Source organism: Caldimonas caldifontis, assembly GCF_002930615.1.
In the GTDB taxonomy this organism is placed as follows: Bacteria; Pseudomonadota; Gammaproteobacteria; order Burkholderiales; family Burkholderiaceae_C; genus Caldimonas; species Caldimonas caldifontis.
In genome coordinates, this window is sequence record NZ_PSNX01000007.1 from 132779 (window position 1) to 156694 (window position 23916).

Here is a 23916-nt window from a genome sequence, read left to right on the forward strand (position 1 = left end):
CATGGCCCCGGGACCGACCTGCCGTTTCATCACCATCGAGGGCATCGATGGCGCAGGCAAGACGACGCACGTGACGGCCCTGGTGGAACGGCTGCGCGATCAGGGGCATGAGGTGGTGCACACCCGCGAGCCCGGCGGCACGCCCTTGGCCGAGTCTCTGCGCGAGCTGGTGCTGCACCGTCCGATGGATGCGCTCACCGAAGCCTTGCTGATTTTTGCGGCGCGCCGTGATCACCTGCGTGAGGTGATCGAACCGGCACTCGCACGGGGTGCCATGGTGGTCTGCGACCGCTTCACCGATGCCACCTTTGCCTACCAGGGGGCGGGACGCGGGTTCGACACTGCGGTGCTGGCCCAGCTGGAGGCCTGGGTGCAACAGGGCCGGCAGCCCGACCTGACGCTGTGGTTTGATCTTCCGGCCGCCGTGGCCGCGCAGAGGCTGGCCGGTGCGCGCGTGCCGGACCGTTTCGAGCAGCAACCGCAACGCTTCTTCGAGCAGGTGGCCGATGGCTACCGCGCGCGCGCGCAAGCCCACCCGGAACGCTTTGCCGTGATCCGGGCGGAAGGGCCGCGCGAAGACGTCTGGCGGCAGGTCGAGGCGGCTTTGGCCGCGCGTGGCTTGTGAGCCTGCTCCCGTGGCTGGACACGCTGTGGCGCCAGACCCTGGCCGCCCAGCGCGGGCATGCCTTGCTGTTGGCCGGGCCGGCCAACGCCGGCCAGTTCGAGCTGGGCCTGGCCCTGGCAAGGTCCTGGCTGTGCGAATCGCCAGCCTCTGATGGACGTGCCTGTGGCCACTGTGCCAGTTGCGCCCTTGTCGCGGCGCACACCCACCCCGACCTCCAGGTGCTGGTGCCTGAAGCCCTTGCCGAGGAACTGGGGTGGGGCGAAACGGCCGAGGGCGGTGGAAAGTCCGGCAAGGCCAAACCGAGCAAGGACGTGAAGGTCGAGGCCTTGCGTGCGGCCGTCGAGTTTGCACAGCAGACCTCGTCGCGGGCCCGGGCCAAGGTCGTGCTGATCCATCCTGCCGAGCGCATGAACGCCGTGTCGGCCAACACCCTGCTCAAGACCCTGGAGGAGCCCCCGGGGCTTGCGCGTTTCGTGCTGTGCACCGGTGCGCTAGACCAGCTGCTTCCGACCATTCGAAGCCGTTGCCAGCTGGTGCAGTTGCCGACCCCGGCCCGCGCCGAAAGCCTCGCCTGGCTGGAAAGCCAGGGGATCGATGACGCCGAGGTGCTGCTTGATGCCGCGGGGGGGGCGCCGCTCGCGGCGCTGCAACTGCATCGTCAAGGCCTGACCGCCAAGGCCTGGCAGGCGCTCCCTGCGGCTCTCGCGGAAGGGCAGGCGGGGGCCGTCGCTGGGTGGTCGGTGTCCCGGGTGGTGGATGCACTCGGCAAGTGCTGTGAGGACGGTCTGCGTCTGGCTGTGGGTGGCGCGCCACGCTATTTTCCGCGGGCCGCATGGAAGGGCCTGCGCCCGCAGCTCGCGCCATTGCTGGCCTGGCGCCTGGATCTGCAGCGTGTCGCACGTCACGCCGAGCATCCCTGGCAGGCGGCCCTGACCGCCGAATCCCTTGTGAGTGGCGCGAGCCGCGCCTTACACTCCGCCGAATGAGTGACGTCAACAGCCGCCCACCCAACATCCTGAACCCCGCTGCCGTGGGCGGTACGGCCGCGCGGCCCAGCGTGATCCAGCTGGTGTTCCGGGAGAAGGGGGCGCTGTACGCGGCTTACATCTCGGTCTTTGCCGACGGCGGGCTCTTCGTGCCCACGACGCGCGAGTACAAGCTGGGCGAAGACATCTACCTGCTGCTGTCCCTGCCCGACGATCCCCAGCGCTACCCGGTGGCCGGCAAGGTCGCCTGGATCACCCCCGCCAATGCATCGGGCGGGCGCACCCAGGGTGTCGGAGTGCGGTTCCCCAATGACGAGAAGTCGCGGCTGCTCAAGGTCAAGATCGAAGAAGTGCTCGGCACCTCCATCCAGTCGGCCAAGCCCACGCAGACCCTCTAGGGCACACAGGCCGGGCGCCTGCGGCACACTTGCGGTTTGAGTTCCTGCCGCGCTGCGCCTCGCGATGTTCATCGATTCCCATTGCCATCTGAGTTTCCCGGAGCTGCGTGAGCAGTTGCCGGCCATTCGCACCGCCATGGCCGAGGCCCAGGTCGACCGGGCCCTGTGCATCTGCACCACGCTGGAAGAGTTCGAGGACGTGCATGCGCTGGCCCGTGAACACGCCAACTTCTGGGCCACCGCCGGCGTGCACCCCGACAACGAAGGCGTGCGCGAGCCCACCGTGGACGACCTCGTGGCCCTGGCGGCACAGCCCAAGGTGCTGGCCATTGGCGAGACGGGTCTTGACTACTACCGCCTGGGTGAGCGCAGCGTCGCTGACATGGAGTGGCAGCGCGAACGCTTCCGCGTGCACATCCGGGCCGCCCGGGCAACGGGCAAGCCGCTCGTGATCCACACACGCGCTGCTTCTGAAGACACCCTGAGGTTGATCGACGAAGAGGGGGGCGAGGCCGTCGGTGGTGTCTTCCATTGCTTCACGGAGAGCCGCGAAGTGGCCCGGGCCGCGCTGGCGCGAGGCTTCTACATCTCCTTCTCGGGCATCCTGACGTTCAAGAACGCCACCGAGTTGAAGGCCGTGGCGGCAGAGGTGCCGCTGGAGCGATGCCTGATCGAGACCGACAGCCCTTACCTGGCGCCTGTGCCTCACCGCGGAAAACTCAACAACCCCTCCTATGTGCCCCATGTGGCGGCCGAACTCGCTCGCCTGAAGGGCTGCAGCATCGAGGAGGTGGCCCAGGCCACCACGCGCAATGCGGAGCAGCTGTTCAAGATGCCGACGTCGGGCTGAACGGAGACCCGGAACAATGAGAAATTACATTAGAAAATCATTCTATCTCATTGTTGTATTTTGTATTTCTCTTGCTCAGGCGAGTTCGTACAACGACTTCTTCCGCGCCATTCGAAGCGACAATCCCAGGGCGCTGGAGAGCCTCTTCGCCCGCGGGTTCGATCCGAACACCGTCGATCCCGAAGGCCGAAGCCCCCTGAGTCTGGCCTTCCACTACGAGGCCTATGCGGCTGCGCTGGCGCTGGTGAGGCACCCGGAGTTTCGGTTCGACGAGCCCAACGCCGCCGGCGAAACCCCACTGATGCTGGCGGCCCTGCGCGGACAGGTGGCGCTCAGCCGCGAGTTGCTGGTGCGCGGCGCGCAGCTGAACCGCCCGGGCTGGACACCCTTGCACTACGCCGCCTCGGGCAGCGAGCCCCGGCTGGTGGACATGCTGATCGGACACGGAGCACCGCTGGACGCCCTTGCGCCCAACGGCAACACCCCCCTGATGATGGCGGCGCGCCACGGCAGCGAGGCGGGGGCCTGGATCCTGCTGAAGGCCGGCGCCCACCCGGGGTTGCGCAATCGCGACGGTCTGACGGCCGCCGACTTCGCCCGGTCGGTGGAGCGTGTGAACTTGGCCACGGAAATCGAGCGTCTGGCGTCCATGCGAGCAGCAAGGCCCGACAGCGTGTCGGAATCACGCTGACAAACGCTTTGGCCAGGCGTCCACTGTCGACATGACCGTGGCCTGCCTACAGTGCACCCATGGTTCAACGCACAAGGAGCCGCACCATGGCCAGCCTGCACACCGCCGCCCATCCCTTCGCCCTGATGATGGATCCGCAGTCCGTCATCGACGCCATGGAACGGTCGGATCGCCTCAAGCGCCTGCACAGCCGCGTCTGCCGCCCGCTGGACAAGCCGCTGCTGGGCCGCGTGAGCCAGGACCTGGCTGCCTACGACGATGCGATCGACGGCGAACCGGCAGTCGAGGACGACTCCGGCGCCGTCTGAGCCGCCGCAGTGCCCGCTGCGCGGGTGCCCACCGCCCGGGCCGCTTGCAGCCCCTGGCGGAAATGCGCCTGGGTCAGCGCCCGGGCTGCGTCTGCATCACGCCGGCGCAAGGCGGCCAGCACCTCGCGGTGCTCCTGCAGCGACTGCGCCAGTCGGCCTTCGCTGAGCAGCGAGTTGTGCCGATTGAGTTTCATCACCTTGCGCAGATCGGCCACGATCTGCACGCGCCAGCGGTTGTCCGCCAGTTCCAGCAGGCGCATGTGGAAGGCTTCGTTCAGGGCGAAAAAGGCTTCTCGGTCCTGGGCGGCTGCCTCCAGGCGCGCATGCAAGGCTTCCAGTTCGGCCATTTCCTGAGGTGAAGCCTTGACCGCCACCTCCGCGGCGGCATCGCTTTCCAGCAGCATCAGCAGGTGATAGACCTCGCGCGTGTCCCGCTCGGAGACCTCGGTCACATAGGCGCCGCGCCGTGGCCGTATCGTCACCAGACCCTCAGAGGCAAGCACCTTCAAGGCTTCGCGCAACGGGGTCCGGCTGATGCCGTAATCCCGCACCAGTGCCTGTTCGTCGATCCAACTCCCGGGAGGCAGGGTGTGGGCCAGGATGCGCTCGCGCAGGAGCTCAGCCACTTGTTCGTAGAGCGGGCGATCCTGCAGGGAAGGGGGCGCGTTCATGATGCGTAGTGTCGCCTAAACGATGGCTTTGTGTCTATAATTCAATTTTGAATTATGATGCAAACGCAAGCGGCGATCCATTCCAGACATGGATCGCCGCGCGGCGCCGGCTTATGCTGCACCGTGCGGGCCGTGCCGCCCCGCTGACACCTCGACATGAGAGTCCCCCATGGCTGAACCAAACGCTTACCCGCCCGCCGACATCGACGCCTGGAAGAAGGCTGCTGCCAAGGCCGCACCGGGTGGTCAGCTCGATGCGCTGAACTGGGTGACGCCCGAGGGGCTCACGGTCAAGCCGCTCTACACCGCCGAAGACCTGGCTGGCCTGCCGCACACCAACACGCTGCCGGGGTTTCCCCCCTTTGTGCGCGGGCCCCAGGCCACGATGTACGCCTCGCGCCCCTGGACGATCCGCCAGTACGCCGGCTTCTCCACGGCCGAGGAGTCCAACGCCTTTTACCGGAAGGCCCTCGCCGCGGGCGGGCAGGGGGTGTCGGTCGCTTTTGACCTGGCCACGCATCGCGGCTACGACAGCGACCATCCGCGTGTGACCGGCGACGTGGGCAAGGCGGGGGTGGCCATCGACTCGGTCGAGGACATGAAGATCCTGTTCGACGGGATTCCGCTGGACAAGGTGAGCGTGTCCATGACCATGAACGGGGCCGTGCTGCCGGTGCTGGCGGGCTACGTGATCGCGGCCGAAGAGCAGGGCGTGGCGCAGGACCATCTCAGCGGGACCATCCAGAACGACATCCTCAAGGAGTTCATGGTCCGCAACACCTACATTTACCCGCCCGAGCCGAGCATGCGGGTGATTGGCGACATCATCGAGTACACGGCTAGGAAGATGCCGAAGTTCAACTCGATCAGCATCTCGGGCTACCACATGCAGGAGGCCGGTGCCAACCAGGCGCTGGAACTGGCCTTCACGCTGGCCGACGGCAAGGAGTACGTGAAGACCGCGCTGGCCAAAGGCCTGGATGTGGACGAGTTCGCCGGGCGGCTGAGCTTCTTCTGGGCGATCGGGATGAACTTCTATCTCGAGATCGCCAAGATGCGGGCCGCCCGTTTGCTGTGGCATCGCATCATGACGGGCTTCGGTGCCAAGAACCCCAAGAGCCTGATGCTGCGCACCCATTGCCAGACCTCGGGCTGGTCGCTCACCGAGCAGGACCCCTACAACAACATCGTGCGCACCACCATCGAGGCCCTGGCTGCGGTGTTCGGCGGCACACAGAGCCTGCACACGAACAGTTTCGACGAAGCCATTGCGCTGCCCACCGAGTTCTCAGCCCGCATCGCGCGCAACACCCAGCTCATCATTCAGGAAGAGACCCACATCTGCAATGTGATCGACCCCTGGGCGGGCTCCTACATGATGGAAAAGCTCACGCAGGAGATGGCCGACAAGGCCTGGTCCATCATCGAGGAGGTCGAAGCCATGGGTGGAATGACCAAGGCTGTGGATTCCGGCTGGGCCAAGCTCAAGATCGAGGCCAGCGCGGCCGAGAAACAGGCGCGCATCGATTCGGGCAAGGACGTGATCGTTGGTGTCAACAAGTACAAGCTGGCCAAGGAGGACCCGGTCGACATCCTCGAAGTGGACAACGTCAAGGTGCGCCAGCAGCAGATCGAACGGCTGCAGCGCATCCGCGCCACGCGCGATGCGCAGGCGGTGCAGGCGGCGCTGGAGGCATTGACGCGCTGCGCTGAAACGGGCCAGGGCAACCTGCTGGATCTGTCCATTCAGGCGATGCGCGTGCGGGCCACGGTGGGCGAGGTCAGCGATGCGCTGGAGAAGGTCTGGGGGCGCCACCGCGCCGACACACAGAAGGTGACTGGGGTGTATGCCGCTGCCTACGACTCGGCCGAAGGCTGGGAACAACTGAAGACCGAGATTGCCGCTTTTGCCCAAGAGGCCGGCCGCCGCCCGCGTGTGATGATCGCCAAGCTGGGCCAGGACGGCCACGACCGCGGCGCCAAGGTGGTGGCCACGGCCTACGCCGACCTGGGCTTCGACGTGGACATGGGACCGCTCTTCCAGACCCCGGAGGAATGCGCCCGACAGGCCATCGAGAATGACGTGCACGCGGTGGGCATCTCCACGCTGGCCGCCGGGCACAAAACGCTGGTGCCGGCCATCATCGAGGCGCTGCGCGCGCAGGGCGCGGACGACATCATCGTCTTCGTGGGCGGTGTGGTGCCGCGCCAGGATTACGAGTTCCTCTACGAGGCGGGCGTGAAGGGCATCTATGGCCCGGGAACGCCGATTCCAGCCTCGGCCAAGGACGTGCTCGAGCACATCCGCGCCCAACTGAAGCGGGCCTGAGCGCTGTGAACCAGCGTGGCCCGTCCGAGCCGCTTCAGCCCGCTTTGCCCGCGGCCGATGAAGCCTTGCTGCAGCAGGTGCTGGGGGAGCCCGGCGCCGCACAGCGTCGGGCGATCGCCAAGACCATCACGCTGCTCGAATCCACCCGCAGCGACCACCGCCAGCGCGCCGATGCCCTGCTCACGCATCTGCTGCCGCACAGCGGGCGCAGCTTCCGGCTCGGCGTCTCCGGGGTGCCGGGCGTGGGCAAGAGCACCTTCATCGAGGCCCTGGGCCTGTTCCTGATCGCTCAAGGGCACCGCGTGGCGGTGCTGGCAGTGGACCCTTCGTCCAGCGTGTCCGGCGGCTCCATCCTGGGCGACAAGACGCGCATGGAGCAGCTGTCGGTGCACCCGCAGGCCTACATCCGGCCCAGCCCGTCCAGCGGCACCCTGGGCGGCGTGGCCGAAAAGACGCGCGAAGCCATGCTGGTGTGCGAGGCAGCGGGCTACGACATCGTGATCGTCGAAACCGTGGGCGTGGGCCAGAGCGAAACCGCCGTGGCCGGCATGACCGACCTCTACGTGCTGCTGCAACTGCCCAACGCCGGTGACGACCTGCAGGCCATCAAGAAAGGTGTGATGGAGCTGGCCGATCTGGTGGTGATCAACAAGGCCGACATCGACCCCGCTGCGGCCACGCGGGCCCAGGCGCAGATCACCTCATCGCTGCGCCTGCTGAGCCAGCACGGCAGTCCGGACCACGCCCACCACGACGACAAGGTGTGGCACCCCCAGGTGCTGCAGTTCAGCGCGCTGAAGGCCGAGGGGCTCGACCGCTTCTGGCAGGCCGTCTCAAGCTTCCGCGAGCTGCAGACAGCCAACGGCCGCCTCCAGGCCCGCCGCCGCCGCCAGGCCCTGGCCTGGATGTGGGACAGCCTGCACGCGGGGCTGCGCCACCGTTTCACGCAGCACCCCGCTGTGGCCGCCCAACTCGGCCGTATCACGCGCGAGGTCGAGGCGGGCACCTTGCCGGCCTCGACGGCAGCCCGCCAGCTGCTGACGCTTTTTTCTCCCGAGCCCCCCGTATCCCATTGACCCCCATAGATGGAGTCCTCATGCAACACATCCTCGAAGAACTGGAAAAGAAGCGCGCCGCCGCCCGCCTGGGTGGTGGACAAAAGCGCATCGACGCCCAGCATGCCAAGGGCAAGCTGACGGCCCGCGAGCGCCTGGAGCTGCTGCTGGATGACGGCAGCTTCGAGGAATGGGACATGTTCGTCGAGCACCGCTGCGCCGACTTCGGCATGGCCGACACCAAGATTCCTGGCGACGGCGTGGTCACCGGCTACGGCACCATCAACGGCCGCCTGGTGTTCGTGTTCAGCCAGGACTTCACCGTCTTTGGCGGCGCGCTGTCGGAGGCGCATGCCGAGAAGATCTGCAAGGTGATGGACCAGGCGATGAAGGTGGGGGCGCCGGTGATCGGCCTGAATGACTCGGGCGGCGCGCGCATCCAGGAGGGCGTGGCCTCGCTGGGCGGCTACGCCGACGTGTTCCAGAAGAACGTGCTGGCCTCGGGCGTGGTCCCGCAGATCAGCCTGATCATGGGGCCGTGCGCGGGTGGGGCGGTCTACAGCCCGGCCATGACCGACTTCATCTTCATGGTCAAGGACTCCTCCTACATGTTCGTGACGGGCCCCGAGGTGGTGAAGACCGTCACGCACGAGGAAGTGACCGCCGAGCAGCTGGGCGGTGCCACCACGCACACCACGCGCAGTGGTGTCGCCGACCTGGCCTTCGAGAACGATGTCGAGGCGCTGCAGATGCTGCGGCGCTTCTTCAACTACATCCCGCTGAACAACCGCGAGAAGGCGCCCGTGCGCCCCAGCGGCGACCCGGCCCATCGGCTGGACCACTCGCTCGACACCCTGGTGCCCGAGAACCCCAACAAACCCTATGACATCAAGGAAGCCATCCTGAAGGTGGTGGACGATGGCGACTTCTTCGAGTTGCAGCCCGACTATGCGCAGAACATCGTGATCGGCTTCGGCCGCATGGATGGGCAGAGTGTGGGCTTTGTCGCCAACCAACCCCTGGTGCTGGCGGGCTGCCTGGACATCAAGAGCTCCATCAAGGCCGCGCGTTTCGTGCGCTTCTGCGATGCCTTCAACATCCCGGTGGTCACGTTCGTCGACGTGCCCGGCTTCATGCCCGGTACCAGCCAGGAGTACGGCGGCATCATCAAGCACGGTGCCAAGCTGCTCTACGCCTATGCCGAGGCCACGGTGCCCAAGATCACCATCATCACCCGCAAGGCCTATGGTGGCGCCTACGACGTGATGGCCTCCAAGCACCTGCGCGGTGACGTGAACCTCGCCTGGCCGAACGCCGAGATCGCGGTGATGGGCGCCAAGGGGGCGGTGGAGATCATCTTCCGCGAAGACAAGTCCGACCCGGCCAAGCTCGCCGCGCGCGAAGCCGAGTACAAGGCGCGCTTCGCCAACCCCTTCGTGGCCGGGGCTCGGGGCTACATCGACGACGTGATCCAGCCCCACGAAACCCGCAAGCGCATCTGCCGCAGCCTGGCCATGCTCAAGGACAAGAAGCTCGACAACCCCTGGCGCAAGCACGGGAACATCCCCCTCTGACCGCCCGGGAGCCTCAAGATGTTCAAGAAGATTCTGATTGCCAACCGCGGTGAGATCGCCTGCCGCGTCATCAAGACCGCCAGGAAGCTCGGCATCCAGACGGTGGCCGTGTACTCCGAGGCCGACAAGGACGCCTTGCATGTGGAACTGGCCGACGAGGCCGTGCTGCTGGGGCCGGCGCCCAGCCGTGAGTCCTACCTGGTGGCCGACAAGATCATTGCGGCGGCCAAGAGTACCGGGGCCCAGGCCATCCATCCGGGCTACGGTTTCCTGTCCGAGAACGAGGACTTCGCCCGCCGCGTGGAAGAGGAGGGCCTGGTCTTCATCGGCCCGAAGCACTATTCCATCGCAGCCATGGGTGACAAGATCGCCTCGAAGAAGCTGGCGCAGGAGGCTGGCGTCAACACCATCCCGGGCTGGAACGACGCGATCGAGTCGCCCGAGCGGGCGGTGGAGATCGCGCGCGAGATTGGCTATCCCGTGATGATCAAGGCCAGCGCCGGCGGTGGCGGCAAGGGTCTGCGTGTGGCCTTCAACGACAAGGAGGCCCATGAGGGCTTCGCCTCGTGTCGCAACGAGGCGCGCAACAGCTTCGGCGACGACCGGGTCTTCATCGAGAAGTTCGTCGAGGAGCCGCGCCACATCGAGATCCAGGTGCTGGGCGACGGTCATGGCAACGTCGTCTACCTGTGGGAGCGCGAGTGCTCCATCCAGCGCCGCCACCAGAAGGTGATCGAGGAGGCCCCCAGCCCCTTCATCAGCGAGGCCACCCGCAAGGCCATGGGTGAGCAGGCCGTGGCCTTGGCCAAGGCCGTGAAGTACCAGAGCGCGGGCACGGTGGAGTTCGTGGTCGGCAAGGACCAGAGCTTCTACTTCCTGGAGATGAACACCCGCCTGCAGGTGGAGCACCCGGTCACCGAGTGCATCACCGGACTCGACCTGGTGGAGCTGATGATCCGCGTGGCCGCGGGTGAACAGCTGCCCTTTGGCCAGGGCGACATCCGCCGCCACGGCTGGGCCATGGAGTGCCGCATCAACGCCGAGGACCCGTTCCGCAACTTCCTGCCCTCGACCGGACGCTTGGTGCGCTATCTGCCGCCCGACACCACGATGCAGGCGGCGCAACCCGTGCCGGAGGGCGGCGGCGTGCGGGTCGACACCGGGGTCTACGAGGGCGGCGAGATCCCGATGTACTACGACTCGATGATCGCCAAGCTCATCGTGCACGGGATTGACCGGGCAGATGCCATCGCCAGGATGCGCGAGGCCCTCAACGCCTTCGTGATCCGCGGCATCTCCAGCAACATCCCTTTCCAGGCGGCGCTGCTGGCCCATCCGGACTTCCAGGCAGGTCGCTTCAACACCGGGTTCATCGCCCAGCACTACCCCAAGGGCTTCTCCGCCTCGGATGTGGCCCACGACGATCCGCTCTTTCCGGTCGCGCTGGCGGCCGCCGCCCACCGCAAGTACCGCGACCGGGCGCTGGGCATCAGCGGCCAGATGTCGGGGCGGGAGGTGCGCGTGGCCATCGACCACGTGGTGGTCGTCAAGGGCGAGCAAGGCCGGCATGTCCACCACCCGGTCCGGGTGGCCGGCCAGGAGGGGGGCGCCCTGGTGGTGAACGTCGGCGACCACGCCTACGAGATCGACAAAGATTGGCGTTTCGGCGGGGTGAGGGCCAGCGGTCGCTGCAACGGGCAGCCTTTCACCGCTCAGATCGAACGCCACGGCGTGTGGCTGCAGGTGATGCACAACGGCGTGCGCATCGACGCGCAGGTGCTGTCGCCACGTGGAGCCGAGCTCTTCAAGCTGATGCCCTACAAGGCGCCGCCCGACACCAGCAAGTTCCTGCTTTCGCCCATGCCGGGCCTGCTCACGCAGGTGCTGGCCCAGGTGGGACAGACCGTGCAGGCCGGCGAGCGCCTGGCGGTCATCGAGGCGATGAAGATGGAGAACATCCTCACCGCCGCGCAGGACTGCGTGGTGGCCGAGGTGCTGGCCGCCCCCGGTGACAGCCTGGCGGTGGATCAGCCCATCCTGAGGTTCGAATGAGCATGAACAGCAAACCCTTCAAGGTGCTGGGTATCCAGCAGATCGCCATCGGCGGGCCCGACAAGCAGCGCCTGCGAGCGCTCTGGGTCGATCTGCTGGGGCTGCAGGTCAAGAGCAGCTTCGTCTCCGAACGGGAGAACGTCGACGAAGACATCTGCGAACTCGGGCGCGGTGCCACCGCAGTCGAGGTGGATCTCATGCAGCCGCTGGACCCCGACAAGAAGCCCGCGGTACATGCCACGCCGCTGAACCATGTGGGCCTGTGGGTGGATGACCTGCCCCAGGCTGTGGCCTGGCTCAGCGCCAAGGGGCTGCGCTTCGCCCCCGGCGGCATCCGCAAGGGTGCCGCCGGTCACGACATCTGCTTCGTCCACCCCAAGGGCAACGACGAGTTCCCGCTGGGCGGGGAGGGCGTACTGATCGAGCTCGTCCAGGCTCCGCCGGAGGTCATCGCCGCGTTGTCATGAGGCTTTGCAGGACTCGCCCCCTTACTCGACAGCCAGCTTGCGACTGGTGGTGCTTTGGGCAGCCTTCGGCAGATTCAGCTCCAGGACACCGTCCTGGTAGCGCGCGGAGGCGGCATTGCGGTCGATGTCATGGGCCAGCGAAAAGGCTCGGCTGACGTATCCATAGTAGCGCTCGGTCCGTAGAACGCGAGCCTTTTCGCGGTTTTCCTGGTTCTGTTTCACTTCCGCTCCGATCTGGACCTGGTTGCCCTCGATGCGCACATCGATGTCTTCCTTGCGCACGCCAGGGATCTCCGCCTTGACCGTGTATCCCTGGTCGTCTTCATGGACATCGATCCTGATCTGCGGGGTGGCTGGCCAGTTTTCCTGGCGCCAGGGCTTGAGGAAGCTGCGGAAGAAGTCCTCTCCTGGGTCAACGGCGCTGAAAATGTCGGGAACTCTTGCAGGATTCATGACTGATCTCCATCGCTGAACTGGAAACGCACACCCGCGGCGGCAGGCCCCCCGGGCAATGAAAAGTCTGCGCTTCGGGGCGCAAGTGGCATTGAGCGACATCAAACCTTGCGCCCGATGGGGGATGAGGCATTTGAGATCGCTCGACGCTCGCACCATCCCGACGTGACGATCGACGTCCTGCACCAAAGCGGTGGAAGGTGACTATCCTCCACCTATCAAAGGTGAAGGCCGTGTCGAACCCCAAACCTGCCATGCATGACATCTTCCTGGATCGGCATCAAGCGGGGGAGCAACTCGCCGAGGTGCTGGAAGGCTGGCACCTGAGGCAGCCCGTGGTCCTGGCGTTGCCGCGCGGTGGAGTGCCTGTGGCGGCGCCGATTGCGCGGCGCCTCAAGGCGCCGCTGGATCTCCTGCTGGTGCGCAAGATCGGGGCGCCTCACCAAGCCGAACTGGCCGTTGCGGCGGTGGTGGAGGGGAATCCGCCCCAGACGGTGGTGGATGAGGCAGGTTGCCGGCAAACGGGCGCGGACGCTGCCTACCTTGATGCGCAGCAGCGAGAAGCGGTCCGGGAGATCGAAAGGCGGCGCGCTCACTACCGCCAAGGCAAGCCGCTGCCGCATTTGACGGGCCGCACCGTGATCGTGGTGGACGACGGCATTGCCACTGGCACCACGATGCGCGCAGCGTTGCGAGCCCTGAGGCAGGCACAGCCTCAGGCGGTGGTGCTGGCCGTGCCGGTGGCTCCGCCCGAGAGCCTGGCCTTGCTGGCGGACGAGGCCGACCGCATCGTCTGCCTGATGCAGCCGGCATGGTTCCGCGGGGTGGGAGCCCACTACCATGACTTCCACCAGGTGCCCGACTCGGAAGTGCTGGAAGCCCTGAAAAGCGTTGAAGGAAACCCCCATGAGTCGCCAGATTGACGTCTGCAATGGTGACGCCGACGGCTTGTGTGCCGTGGTGCAGTGGCGACTGGCCCACCCGGCGGCTGCCGAACTGGTCACCGGGCTGAAACGTGACATCGAACTGCTGGATCGGGTGGAGGCCGGCCCGGGAGACGACGTGCTCGTGTGCGACCTTTCCATGCAACGCAACGGTCCGGCGCTGCGGCGTCTGCTGGCGCAAGGCGCGCGCGTGCGCTATTTCGACCACCATCATCCAGGCGAGGTGCCTGTGCATCCGAGTCTGCAAGCCCACCTCGACGGCGACCCCCATCTGTGCACCAGCCTGCTGATGGATCGCTTCCTGCAAGGTCGGCATCGCGCCTGGGCTCTGGTGGGCACTTACGGCGACAACCTTGGCGCCGTGGCCGAGGGGCTGGCCGCGGCCGGAGGTTGGGACGCCCCCCAGCGGGCCGTGCTGCAGCGTCTGGGCGAAGCCATCAACTACAACGCTTACGGCGATACCGTGGAAGATGTGCACCTGCCACCAGGCGAACTCTTCGAGCACATGCTCAGACATGCCGACCCGTTGCAGGCCTGGGCACGCGACCCGGTGTTTGCGCAGCTCGACGAGCGTCGCTGCGCGGACCTCGAACAAGGCCTGCGGGCCCCGCTGCGATGGGAGAGTGCACAGGCCGTGGTGCGGGAACTGCCCGACACGCCCTGGAGCCGACGCGTGGTGGGGGTGCTGGCCAACGAATTGGTGCTGCGCGATCCGGCGCGAGCGCAAGCCGTCCTCAAGGCGCGCCCGCAAGGCGGGTTTCTGGTCAGCCTGCGTGCACCTCGGGACTGCGCCGGCAGTGCCGATGCACTGTGCCGACGTTTTGGCGGTGGCGGCCGGGCAGGCGCCGGAGGCATCGATCACCTGGAAACGAACCGGGTGAGTGATTTCCTGGCAGCCCTTGACCAGATGGACTGGCGGCTGCCGGCCTGAGCTCAGTCCTGCAGCGCTGTACGCCTCGCCAGACGCACCACCGTCACGCCCGGGCGCAACTGGCGCAGCGAGGGCATCACCAGCGCGCAATCGTCATAGGGACTGAGGACCGGCTCGCCGGCATTGGTGCCGATGAGCGTGCCCTGGTGAGGCAGCACCTCGAGGTTGCGCCAGGGCTGCGCGAACTGGAAATCGAGGCTGCGCGCCACCACGGCGTCGGTCACCGTCAGGGACCAGCGTGCAGGTTCGGTGTCCAGGCGCCACTGCGGCGGCAGGGCCGTTTCATCGACACAGCCCGCGCACTGCATCAGGCGGTAGACCGCATCTTCGGCCACATGGCGGCTGTACGGGTCACCGTGGTAGCCGCATTCGATCAGCAGCGACTGGGCCGAGCCCTGCGGCTCACCGAAGGCACCGAAGTCTCGCAGGCGGGTGCCCTCCGCATGTCCGGCGTCGATCACCACATGGCCGCCCAGGCCGAGCCGGCGCGCAAAGGCGACGTGCCGCGGCAGGGTGCCGGTGAGCAGCAGCGGGCTGCCCGGCTCGTGCATGGAATGCAGGTCGAGCAGAAGGTCGGCGTCTTCCAGCCAGGGCCGCAACTGGGCGGCGCGGCGCCGCTCCAGGCTGCTGGCCGAGGCCATGCGATCAAGGCTCCACTGCCGATTGAGGTCTTCCTCGACGAAGCGCGAGGCATCGGGCGCGCCCGGGTCGAAGCGGTCGAAGGCGGCCAGGTTGCAAAGCAGCAGTGTCAGCTGGCCACGGCGCACGCGCAGACCGTGGGCCAACTGCTCCAGCAGGCCGGCCACCGCCCAGGCACCGCACAGCTCGTTGCCGTGGATGAGGGCCGCGACGGCCACCTTGGGGCCCGGTTGCGCCCCCTCGAAGCGCCAGACGCCTTCGGTGCCGGTGTTGCCGGCGCGCCAGCGGGACAGGTCGGGAGCGGGCAGCAGGAACTCGGTCATGGGCATCAGGGCTCGATCTTGGCCACTTCGGCCATGCGCTTGAACTTCGCGGATTCTGCGGTCATGAAGGCGCGCAGGTCCGGCTGGGCGTTCACCACGGTGGATCCGGATGCCTCGAGCTTCTGGCGCAGCGCTGGCGCTTTCAGAGCCTCGTCCAGGGCTGCCCGCAGGGTCTGAACGACTGGCTGGGGCAGACCCGGCGGGCCGACGAGCATGAACCAGGTGCTCACGTCGATGTCCTTCATGGCCGGGTGTTCGGACAGCGCGGGGATGTCGGGGGTGAGGGCCGAGCGCTTCGCCTCCGTGGTGCCGAGGGCCGTCACCTTGCCGGCGCGGATATGCGGCAGCCCCGACGAGAGCACATAAACGCCATACTCAATGGTGTTGCCCAGCAGGTCGGTCGTGAGCGGGGCCACGCCACGGTAGGGCACGTGGACCAGGTCCAGTCCGGCGCGTTCCTTCACCAGTTCACCAGCGAGATGCAGGGAGGTGCCCACGCCCGAGCTGCCGTAGCTGAACTGGCCAGGCTGACGCCTGACCTTCTCGACGAACTCGGCGGTGGTCTTCACCCCGGCCTTCGGCGAGGCCACCAGCACCAGGGGCTGGGAGGCCACCAGGCCGATGGGCGTGAAGTCCTTCAGCCCGTCGTACTTGATCTGCCGGTTGATGTGCTGGTTGATGATCAGTTCATTGTTGGCTCCCACCATCAGCGTGTAGCCATCTGCCGGCGCGGCGATGAGCTTCTGCGCCGCCAGAGCCCCACCGGCACCCCCAAGGTTCTCGACCACGACCGTGGTCTTGAGGATGCGGGCCAGCTCGTCGGCCACGGTGCGTCCGGTCAGGTCGGTGCTGCCGCCCGGTGGATAGCCGATCAGCATCGTGATCGGGCGGCTGGGGTAGGGGCCCGACTGGGCCCAGGCGGGGGCGGAAAGCAGCACAGCCGTGGCAGCCAGGGCCTGGAAGGCGCGGCGGGTGAGTTGCATGGGGCGTCTCCTTCTGGTGGGTGGATGACGTCAATGATCGGTTCCGGCCACTTCTCGGATGTGCCGATCCGGCACATTGTGGTGCCGATTCAGCACACTGCACCTTCACTCGGAAGTCATGTCGGCACTGGCTTCCCAGAGTGCCTCCACCCAGGCAGGCAGCCTTCGGCGTGGGCGGTACAGGCGCACTTCCAGACGGATCTCGTCACTGCGGTCCCCCAGCTTGTGTAGCCGGCCGGCACGGCAGTCGGCCGCCACCATCGAGCGGGGCAGCCAGGCGATGCCGAAACCGCGCAGCGCAAACTCGTGGGCGGCGTCGGCCGAGTCGCACTCGATGGCGATGCGAAGCCGAGGCGGCTTGAGCTGGCTGTGCAGGTGGTCTTCCAGGAGCCGCCCCAGCGCCAGGCTGGTGGTGTACGGCAGCCAGGGAGACGGGCGGCGGCGCGACAGCGCGTGCAGCGCACGCCCTTGGTCGTCGGGTGCGCTCACGGGCCACAAAGCTTCGTCGGCGAGGCGCAGGTGGGTGAAGCGGCGCGGGTCCAGCCGCAAAGCGAGCACGGGATGGAAGTAGGTGAGCATGAAGTCGGCGGCGCCGTTCTCAAGGAGGCTGGTCGTTTCCTGCACCACCCGGGTCGAGACCTGCACCGGGCGCGATCCGATCAAGGGCGCCATGCGTGCGTACCACGTGGCGAACAGGGTGCGGGCAAGGGTGCGTCCCGTGGCAATGCGAAGCGGGAGGTCTTCTGTGTCACCGACAGGCCGCCGGCGTGCGGTCGCCAGGGCGGCGAGCGCCTCCCGGGCAGCTTCCAGCATGGCCTGGCCCTCGGGTGTGAAGCGCAAGGTGGTGGCAGCGCGGTCGATCAAGGGCGTGCCTGCCCAGGCCTCGAGGGCACGGATGCGCCGTCCAAAGGCTGGGTGGGTGACGTGCCGTTGCTGGGCCGCTTTGGCCAGGGTACCGGCCTCTGCCAGTGCCAGCAGGTCTTCGAGCCATTTGAGTTGCATGGGAGGCTTTCAGCGGGGACGCGAAGGAGGGGGGGCTCGTTACGGCCGGAAACGATTGTGACGTCGCCGGGTCGCTCCCATCCCTTTGGATGGGATAACCTCCCATTCATTGAAGCCTTGTCGGAGTGGATGACGTCATGAACAGGTTCTGGACGCGTTTGCGCATGGCGAGTGCCATGCTGGCCCTCACCACCCTGGTGGCCGCATGTGGCGGTGGGGGAGGTAGCCCGTCAGTATCGGGCCAAGGCAGCCTGCGCGTGGCGCTGACCGATGCGCCCGCTTGCGGCTATGACGAGGTCAACGTGACGGTGGTGCGTGTGGACGTGCACCGCAGCAGCGAGGCCACGGACACCGACAGCGGCTGGCAGAGCCTCGTGCTCGACCCGCCGCGTCGTGTGGACCTGCTCACACTGACCAACGGGGTGCTGGAAGAACTCGGCACCACGACCCTGCCGGTCGGCACCTACACCCAGTTGCGTCTGGTGCTTGCCGCCAATTCGCCGCAAGAGCCGATGGCCAATTCGCTCGTCCCCACGGGCCAGAACGAAGTGCCCCTGCAGACACCGAGCGCGCAGCAGACCGGCCTGAAAATCCCCGTCAACCTGGTCGTCGAAGAAGGGGAAATGGCGGATGTGGTGCTCGACTTCGACGCCTGCAAGTCGGTGGTGCGAGCCGGGAACTCCGGTCGTTACTTGCTCAAGCCGGTGCTCACCGCCATCCCGCGCGTGGACAACGGGGCGCTGTCGGTGCTGGGCCACCTGACGGCCTTGCCTCCCTCCGGTGCTGCCGTGTCGCTCCAGCAGGATGGCCTGGTGGCCCGCGCGACGGTGACTGACGCGCAGGGGCGCTTCCTGCTGTCGCCCGTGCCGGCCGGCAACTACGACCTCGTCATCACCGCCCAAGGGCGCGTGACGCTGGTGATGACGGGCGTGCCGGTGTCGGACGTGGGCCGCACCACGATCAACACGTCGTCCACTCCCATCGCGCTGACCGACAGCGACACGCGCTCGGTCTCCGGCGTGGTGAGCACCGGCGGTTCGTCCGACGTGCCCGATGCGATGGTGCGCGCCCTCCAGACGGTCAATGGGCAGACCATCGAGTGGACGGCGCGACCGGTGGATGCTGACACGGGGGTCTACCTGTTCAGCCTGCCCGTGGCGGCCGCGGCCTTCACAGCCTACGATCCAGCAGCCACGTCCTACACCTTCACGCCGGATGCCGGGACGGCGGCACGCTACACCATCCAGGCTCGCGTTCCGGGCCAGGACAGCCAGCAGGCCGAGGTGGATCTGTCGTCGGCCGACCAGACCGCCGACTTCGTTTTCGCTCCCTGAACTCGACCACTGGTCGAAAGCCGCAGCCCCTGTGGGGTTGCGGCTAAGAAGTTCTTAAACGCGTCTTTCCAGAATGCCTCGCATCGTTCCAACCGAAGCGAGGTGTTCCATGTGGTCTACACAACATTGGCGTGCACTGCCCGGCACCCCATCGCAAGCCGACGCTGAACGGCCAACCCGTCAGGCGAGCCCCGCGCCCACCCCAAGACACAGCCGGAGCGCTGCACCATCCTCTTCAGCGCCCGCGGCAAAGACTGTCGCGCCAACGACGGCGCCGCGGCCGCGCTCTCGCGTGTCTGCCTTGCTCTTCCTGCCCCTGGCCCCGCAGCGCTGAGCCGCGCGGGCTCAACGGCCGGCAGACACCGGCCACTCGCGCACGCGCTGGCCCGTGCAAAGGAACAGCGCGTTGCACAAGGCAGGCAGGGTGGCCGCGGCAGCCCGCTCGGGCGCTGGCGTGACGACATCCTCTTGCTCGAAACAGTCCACGACGATCTCCGGCGGATCCCGATCCGGATGCCAGGCGGAAGGACCGGGCCGCAGCCCTTCCAGCGCCACCTTCAGGCTGGCCCGGACCGACGCAGCCACCATCGCCTGCGCCGTCACGCGGTCTTCGCTGGGCGCACACGTCACGGCCACCACCACGCGATGGATGCACAGGCCATGCGCCCCACCGGCAGACACATCCATCACCTGGACCGCCACCCCGCCGGCACCGGCAAGTGCGAGACCGAGGCCTCGGCCAGGCACACAGGACCGCCCCCACCCGATGCGCTGCGCAGCATGTTGCAGAAGCCGGGTATGCACCGGCATAGCCTCCAGCAGGCCCAGGCGGTAGGCCAGGGGATCGCGGCCTGTGGCGTGGGCGAGTTCATCCATGAAGCTCTCGATGTAGAAGGCGTGCTGCTTCAGATGCGGCGCCTGCGGACGGGAAAAGGCCGTTTTCGGGGCGGAAGTCCCAGGGTCGGCCTCGATGGCATACATCGACTGATGCTCGATCGCATAAGGCAAGGCCCAGGCCGGCCAGGAGGCCGGACCCAGCACGAAGCGCTGCCACCACGCCACGGGCCAGCCATCGGCATCCAGCAGGGCATGCAGGTCGGTCGCGCCCGACGACTCCGGCCCGCCGCCAGGCAGGGGGTGCCGATAGTGGCGTTGCACCACCTGTCTGCGGGGAGCTTCCCACAGCAGGCTTTCGGCATCCCCCCGCGCCTCCACCTGCCGGACGCGGTCCTCCCGCAAGGACAGACAGTGGCGAAGGAAGAGACCGGGCATGGCCGCGGTGGCCTCGTCAGGCCAGCCCGGCGGCACAATGTTGGCATGTGCCGCGGTGGTCTGCGGCGCCGCAGGGTGGGGCAGGGGGATCAAGGCAGTGCGTGCAAGCATGCGGGTCTCCATCAAGTCCACCGCGGTCATGGTGGGGCGGCTGCTTTAAGAACTCTTTAATCGCTTGGGCGCACAGTGGCGATCGGGCGCCCGTGGGTGGCGCCATCGAGGGACAAGCATGCAACTGCTGGTGGTGGAAGATGACGAGATGCTGGCGGCGGCCCTGCAGCAGCACCTGCAGCGCGGCGGCTGGCAGGTGGATTGCGTGCGGGATGCCGCCGGCGCGCGCCTGGCGTTGACCGACCACGGCTACCAGGCCGTGTTGCTCGACCTGGGGCTGCCTCAGGGCTCGGGCTTGTCGGTGCTGCACTTCCTGCGCACGCGCTACGACCCCACGCCGGTCATCATCGCTACCGCCCGTGACCAGCTCAGCGACCGCATTCAGGGCCTGGACGCCGGGGCCGACGACTATCTGGTCAAGCCTTTCCAGCTCGATGAGCTCGAAGCCCGTCTGCGTGCCGTGCTGAGGCGCGCGCAGGGCAGGGTGGCCCCAGTGCTGACGCACGGCGACATCGTGATCGACCCTTCGCGACAGTGCGTGGAGCGCGGCGGAAAGCGCGTGGCGCTCAGTGTGCACGAGTACAGGACCTTGCTGGCCCTGATGGAGCGGCGTGGGCGCACCGTCACCCGCGACCAGTTGCAGGATGCCGTCTACGGTGGCTCCAGCAGCATCGAGAGCAACACCATTGCCGTCTATGTGCACCAGCTGCGCCGCAAGCTCGGAGACCAGCTGATCACCACCGTGCATGGCTTCGGCTACCGCATTGCCCAGGAGACCATGGCATGAGCCTTGCCCGCCCATGCGAGCCCCTGCAGGCCCAGGAATGTCCGCGGGCGCGCTCACTGAAGGTCCGCCTGCTGGTGGTGCTGTTCTCGCTGTTGGGACTCTTCTGGCTGACGTGGGTGGGCTGCTTTGTCTATCAGTTCGGCCGCCAGCAGACCGGCGTGCTCGACAAGATGCTGAGCAACATCGGCACCCAGGTGCTGCTGTCGATGCCAGCGCAACTGGGTGAGCTGGCCGACAGCCCTCGTTTCAGCTTGCCCGCAGGCGCCGACTATGGCGGAGACAAGATCAGCTTTCAGGCCTGGGATCGGCGGGAGAGGGTGGTGATGGCGTCACCGGACGCCCCGACCGAGGCCCTCAAGCCCGACTTCAGCGATGGTTTTGCCGAAACCGTGATCAACGGTGAACGCTGGCGGGTCTATGCCATATCCGATGCCACCGGCCAGCTGCAGGTGCAAGTGGGCAAACCCAAGCGGGTGCTGCTGGCCGACGTACATGCCTGGACGCAGATCAGCCTGATCTCGGCCGTGCTGGTGCTCATCCTGCTCAAGGGCGCCATCTGGGGCGTGGTGCACTGGTCGTTCCGGCCGGTCGGTGCCCTGCGCGAGGCTTTGCGCCGACGCCAGCCGTTGGACCTCCAGCCCCTGCCGGTGGGCAGCCTGCCGTCGGAAGTGCGCCCCTTGGTGGAGTCCTTCAACGGCTTGCTGGGCCAGCTCGACACCACAGTGCAGGCGGAAAAACGCTTCATTGCCGACGCAGCCCATGAACTGCGTACCCCCTTGGCCGGTCTGCTGGCCCATGCCGAACTGGCCGCCACGGCGCAGCAGCCCGAAGACCGACAAGCGGCGCTCCAGCGCCTGACTGCCGGCGTGAAGCGTAGTGCGCGTCTGTCTGAGCAACTGCTCGACCTGGCGCGGCTCGATGCCTCCCATCTCAAGCCCGACGATACCGTGGAGCTGTTCGAGACCGTGGCGCTGGTCACGCACGACTTCGAAGCGGTGGCCTGCAGCCGGCGCCAGCGCATCGGCCTCGATCTGGAACCGTGCAGCGTGCACGGCCAGGTGGATGCGCTGGGGGTGCTGGTGCGCAACCTGATCGACAACGCCCTGCGCTACACGCCCGAAGGCGGCCGCTGCGAAGTCTCATGCAAGTCCATCGAGTTGAGCCCTGGAGACCGTCGCGTGCGTCTGCGCGTGGCAGACAACGGACCAGGTGTCCCCGAACACGAGCGTCACCGCATCTTTGATCGCTTCTACCGTGTGCCAGGCACAGGCGGGCGAGGCAGCGGCATCGGCCTCTCACTGGTGGCGCGCATCGCGCAACTTCACGGCGCCATGATTGGCATGGATGAGGGCCTGGACGGTCGCGGCTTTGCGATCTGGATCGATTTCCAGGCCACGCCCATGGCGACCTCGGCTCAGGCGAGCCCGGCTTCCAGCGCGCCAGATGCGCACGGCACGCGTGCCGGGCTGAAGTTGCCCCAAGGGGCTTGAGTCCGCGGGTGATCGATGGAGAGCATTCGGCCACCTCGTCTTAAGTGGCGATAATGTATATTATGTCAAATAATTGATCAGGCAGCGAACACTTCACTGATCCCTCACCGGACACTCACGCCTCTCAGACCTTCTACCACCTTCAGAGTACTGGTCACGTGCCCTTCCGGGTTGGCGCCCCGGTGGACATGGACGATGCTGCCGTCGGTGCCGATCACATAGGAAATGCGATCGGCCATGTCGGGGCGCGAGGCGATCTGTGCCTTGTAGGCGCGGATGATGCGCGCGTCCTTGTCAGCGCCCACGGCGAACTTGTTGCGGCAGGCCTCCACGGAAAAGCGCTTGAGGGTGTCGATGTCGTCATTCGAGACCCCGATCACGGTCGCACCCACCGCCGCAAAGCGCTCGCTGGCCTCCGCAAACAGATTGGCCTCGTAGGTACACCCCGAGGTAAAGGCCTTGGGGTAGAAGTACAGCACCACGGGACCCTGCTGGAGGGCCTGGGCGAGATGGAACTGGAAAGTCTGGCCCCCCAGGGCGGCCTCGGTTGTGAACAGGGGGGCTTTGTCGCCAGGACGCAGCATGGCTTGAGCCGCGGACAGCAGAAACACCAGCGGGAATGCCACAACAGCACGACGGACGGCACGGCGGGTGAGGGATGTCGTCATCTCGAACTCTCCGAAGTGTCGGCGCCAGTATGGCCGCGCAGGAAAAGGCCTTACTGCTTCCTGCCCGATGACCTTACAGGCCGCATGAGTCCTTCCTGGGCCACGGAGGCGATCAGACGGCCACGCTGGGTGTAGATCTGCCCGCGGCTGAAGCCCCGCGCCCCGCCCGCCCAGGGAGACTCGGTGGCGTAGAGCAGCCAGTCGTCCATGCGGAAGTCGTCGTGGAACCACATCGCGTGGTCCAGGCTGACCACCTGCACGTTACCTTTGTAGAAACTCAGGCCGTGCGGCATCAGCGCCGGGCGCAGCAGCCCGAAATCCGACGAATACGCAAGCATGGCCTGGTGCAGCAGCGGGTCGTCGGGCAGTTGGTCGGCCGAGCGAAACCAGGCATCGTTGCTCGGGGCCGCAGGTGGTGGGTTGAAGGCGTCCAGCGGCTGTACTGGGCGGATCTCGATGGCTGTCTCGGCATGCAGCACGCCGCGCAGCGCTTCCGGGACCTTGTGCAGCCAGGCCTGGCGCAGCTCCCACTCGCTGGCCAGGCCGTCCGGGCCGGGCACCGCAGGCATGGCGCTGGCGTGGGAGGCGCCCTCCTCCTTCACATGGAAGGAGGCGGCGAAATTGAAGATGGGCTGGCCGTGCTGGATGGCGACCACGCGCCGCGTGGTGAAGCTGCCACCGTCGCGAATGCGATCGACGTCATAGACGATGCGGGCGTTCTTGTCGCCGGGGCGTAGGAAGTAGGCATGCAGGGAATGCACGCGGCGGGCCGGATCGACCGTGCGGGCGGCCGCCATCAGGGCCTGCCCCAGCACCTGGCCGCCGAAGACGCGTGGGCTGCCGATGTCGCCGCTCACGCCACGAAAGAGGTTGTGCTCGAGCTGCTCCACCTGCAGCAGCTCGACAAGTTCCTGGACAACGGGTTTCATGCCGAGATGATGGCATGAGCGCGCAGGAGGCGCTGTCCAGTTGG

The 23916-nt window shown here is 66.9% G+C and carries 24 protein-coding genes; 16 read left to right on the forward strand and 8 right to left on the reverse strand.

The features are described from left to right. Position 1: 1 nt before the first annotated feature. The 6 genes from tmk (at position 2) to C1704_RS09280 (ending at position 3858) form a co-directional block, all read left to right on the forward strand. The gene (gene tmk, locus C1704_RS09255; protein ID WP_245876433.1) at positions 2–625 is read left to right on the forward strand and encodes a dTMP kinase; all 624 of its coding nucleotides are present in this window, start codon (positions 2–4) and stop codon (positions 623–625) included. Continuing rightward, on the forward strand, positions 622–1611 hold the full coding sequence (gene holB, locus C1704_RS09260; RefSeq protein WP_104302429.1) for a DNA polymerase III subunit delta': 990 nt from the start codon (positions 622–624) through the stop codon (positions 1609–1611). Before tmk ends, holB begins: the two co-directional genes overlap by 4 nt. Beyond that, entirely contained in the window at positions 1608–2009 is a 402-nt protein-coding gene (locus C1704_RS09265) for a PilZ domain-containing protein (protein ID WP_104302430.1), read from the forward strand. Before holB ends, C1704_RS09265 begins: the two co-directional genes overlap by 4 nt. 64 nt (positions 2010–2073) lie before the next feature. Beyond that, positions 2074–2859, forward strand: coding sequence for a TatD family hydrolase (locus C1704_RS09270; RefSeq protein ID WP_104302431.1), 786 nt, complete (start codon positions 2074–2076; stop codon positions 2857–2859). 16 nt (positions 2860–2875) lie between these two features. Continuing rightward, positions 2876–3550: an ankyrin repeat domain-containing protein gene (locus C1704_RS09275; protein ID WP_170064662.1), complete on the forward strand. Its 675-nt coding sequence runs from the start codon at positions 2876–2878 to the stop codon at positions 3548–3550. Positions 3551–3636: 86 nt separating this feature from the next. Then, positions 3637–3858 carry a hypothetical protein gene (locus tag C1704_RS09280; protein WP_104302433.1) on the forward strand — a complete coding sequence of 74 codons (222 nt, stop codon included), beginning with the start codon at positions 3637–3639 and terminating at the stop codon, positions 3856–3858. Here the strand turns inward: C1704_RS09280 and C1704_RS09285 are convergent. Beyond that, positions 3801–4529: a GntR family transcriptional regulator gene (locus C1704_RS09285; RefSeq protein ID WP_104302434.1), complete on the reverse strand. Its 729-nt coding sequence runs from the start codon at positions 4527–4529 to the stop codon at positions 3801–3803. The genes C1704_RS09280 and C1704_RS09285 overlap by 58 nt on opposite strands. 169 nt (positions 4530–4698) lie before the next feature. Here C1704_RS09285 and scpA point away from each other — a divergent pair, with 169 nt between their 5' ends. Genes scpA through C1704_RS09310 form a run of 5 tightly spaced genes read left to right on the forward strand, consistent with a single transcriptional unit; the run spans position 4699 to position 12006 of the window. Continuing rightward, a complete protein-coding gene (gene scpA, locus C1704_RS09290; RefSeq protein WP_104302435.1) occupies positions 4699–6858 on the forward strand; it encodes a methylmalonyl-CoA mutase in 2160 nt (719 codons plus the stop codon). A gap of 44 nt (positions 6859–6902) precedes the next feature. Further along, entirely contained in the window at positions 6903–7934 is a 1032-nt protein-coding gene (gene meaB / locus C1704_RS09295) for a methylmalonyl Co-A mutase-associated GTPase MeaB (RefSeq protein WP_245876438.1), read from the forward strand. A 20-nt stretch (positions 7935–7954) separates the two neighbouring features. Continuing rightward, positions 7955–9487 carry an acyl-CoA carboxylase subunit beta gene (locus C1704_RS09300; protein ID WP_104302437.1) on the forward strand — a complete coding sequence of 511 codons (1533 nt, stop codon included), beginning with the start codon at positions 7955–7957 and terminating at the stop codon, positions 9485–9487. 18 nt (positions 9488–9505) lie between these two features. Further along, positions 9506–11539, forward strand: a complete 2034-nt coding sequence (gene accC / locus C1704_RS09305; RefSeq protein ID WP_104302438.1) for an acetyl-CoA carboxylase biotin carboxylase subunit — start codon at positions 9506–9508, stop codon at positions 11537–11539. Next, positions 11536–12006, forward strand: coding sequence for a VOC family protein (locus C1704_RS09310; RefSeq protein ID WP_211286909.1), 471 nt, complete (start codon positions 11536–11538; stop codon positions 12004–12006). The genes accC and C1704_RS09310 overlap by 4 nt, the downstream gene beginning before the upstream one ends. A 21-nt stretch (positions 12007–12027) precedes the next feature. Here the strand turns inward: C1704_RS09310 and C1704_RS09315 are convergent, their stop codons facing one another. Beyond that, positions 12028–12459 (reverse strand): Hsp20/alpha crystallin family protein, encoded by a 432-nt coding sequence (locus C1704_RS09315; protein WP_104302440.1) that lies wholly within the window; start codon positions 12457–12459, stop codon positions 12028–12030. Between the two features lie 254 nt (positions 12460–12713). Between C1704_RS09315 and C1704_RS09320 the strand changes: the two genes are divergently transcribed. Together C1704_RS09320 and C1704_RS09325 are read left to right on the forward strand one after the other, a co-directional pair. Then, the gene (locus C1704_RS09320) at positions 12714–13382 is read left to right on the forward strand and encodes a phosphoribosyltransferase (RefSeq protein ID WP_104302493.1); all 669 of its coding nucleotides are present in this window, start codon (positions 12714–12716) and stop codon (positions 13380–13382) included. Then, positions 13366–14334: a hypothetical protein gene (locus C1704_RS09325; protein WP_104302441.1), complete on the forward strand. Its 969-nt coding sequence runs from the start codon at positions 13366–13368 to the stop codon at positions 14332–14334. The genes C1704_RS09320 and C1704_RS09325 overlap by 17 nt, the downstream gene beginning before the upstream one ends. A gap of 2 nt (positions 14335–14336) precedes the next feature. On the opposite strand, the gene C1704_RS09330 is transcribed toward C1704_RS09325, so the two are convergent. The 3 genes from C1704_RS09330 to C1704_RS09340 all read right to left on the reverse strand — a co-directional run bounded on the left by C1704_RS09330 (position 14337) and on the right by C1704_RS09340 (position 17281). After that, positions 14337–15302, reverse strand: a complete 966-nt coding sequence (locus C1704_RS09330; RefSeq protein WP_104302442.1) for a M14 family metallopeptidase — start codon at positions 15300–15302, stop codon at positions 14337–14339. Continuing rightward, positions 15302–16279, reverse strand: a complete 978-nt coding sequence (locus C1704_RS09335) for a Bug family tripartite tricarboxylate transporter substrate binding protein (protein ID WP_104302443.1) — start codon at positions 16277–16279, stop codon at positions 15302–15304. Before C1704_RS09335 ends, C1704_RS09330 begins: the two co-directional genes overlap by 1 nt. Positions 16280–16384: 105 nt before the next feature. Further along, positions 16385–17281, reverse strand: coding sequence for a LysR substrate-binding domain-containing protein (locus C1704_RS09340; protein ID WP_104302444.1), 897 nt, complete (start codon positions 17279–17281; stop codon positions 16385–16387). A gap of 137 nt (positions 17282–17418) precedes the next feature. On the opposite strand from C1704_RS09340, the gene C1704_RS09345 reads away from it, so the two are divergent. Beyond that, positions 17419–18615, forward strand: a complete 1197-nt coding sequence (locus tag C1704_RS09345; RefSeq protein WP_104302445.1) for a DUF4382 domain-containing protein — start codon at positions 17419–17421, stop codon at positions 18613–18615. Between the two features lie 345 nt (positions 18616–18960). Here the strand turns inward: C1704_RS09345 and C1704_RS09350 are convergent, their stop codons facing one another. After that, positions 18961–19998 (reverse strand): hypothetical protein, encoded by a 1038-nt coding sequence (locus tag C1704_RS09350; protein ID WP_146076065.1) that lies wholly within the window; start codon positions 19996–19998, stop codon positions 18961–18963. A 118-nt stretch (positions 19999–20116) separates the two neighbouring features. On the opposite strand from C1704_RS09350, the gene C1704_RS09355 reads away from it, so the two are divergent. Both C1704_RS09355 and C1704_RS09360 read left to right on the forward strand, forming a co-directional pair. Continuing rightward, positions 20117–20785 (forward strand): response regulator transcription factor, encoded by a 669-nt coding sequence (locus C1704_RS09355; RefSeq protein WP_104302447.1) that lies wholly within the window; start codon positions 20117–20119, stop codon positions 20783–20785. Continuing rightward, positions 20782–22275 carry an ATP-binding protein gene (locus tag C1704_RS09360; protein WP_104302448.1) on the forward strand — a complete coding sequence of 498 codons (1494 nt, stop codon included), beginning with the start codon at positions 20782–20784 and terminating at the stop codon, positions 22273–22275. The genes C1704_RS09355 and C1704_RS09360 overlap by 4 nt, the downstream gene beginning before the upstream one ends. A gap of 104 nt (positions 22276–22379) precedes the next feature. On the opposite strand, the gene C1704_RS09365 is transcribed toward C1704_RS09360, so the two are convergent. Together C1704_RS09365 and C1704_RS09370 are read right to left on the reverse strand one after the other, a co-directional pair. Then, positions 22380–22943 (reverse strand): peroxiredoxin, encoded by a 564-nt coding sequence (locus tag C1704_RS09365; protein WP_104302449.1) that lies wholly within the window; start codon positions 22941–22943, stop codon positions 22380–22382. 50 nt (positions 22944–22993) lie between these two features. Continuing rightward, a complete protein-coding gene (locus C1704_RS09370; RefSeq protein WP_104302450.1) occupies positions 22994–23872 on the reverse strand; it encodes an acyl-CoA thioesterase in 879 nt (292 codons plus the stop codon). Positions 23873–23916: the final 44 nt, after the last annotated feature.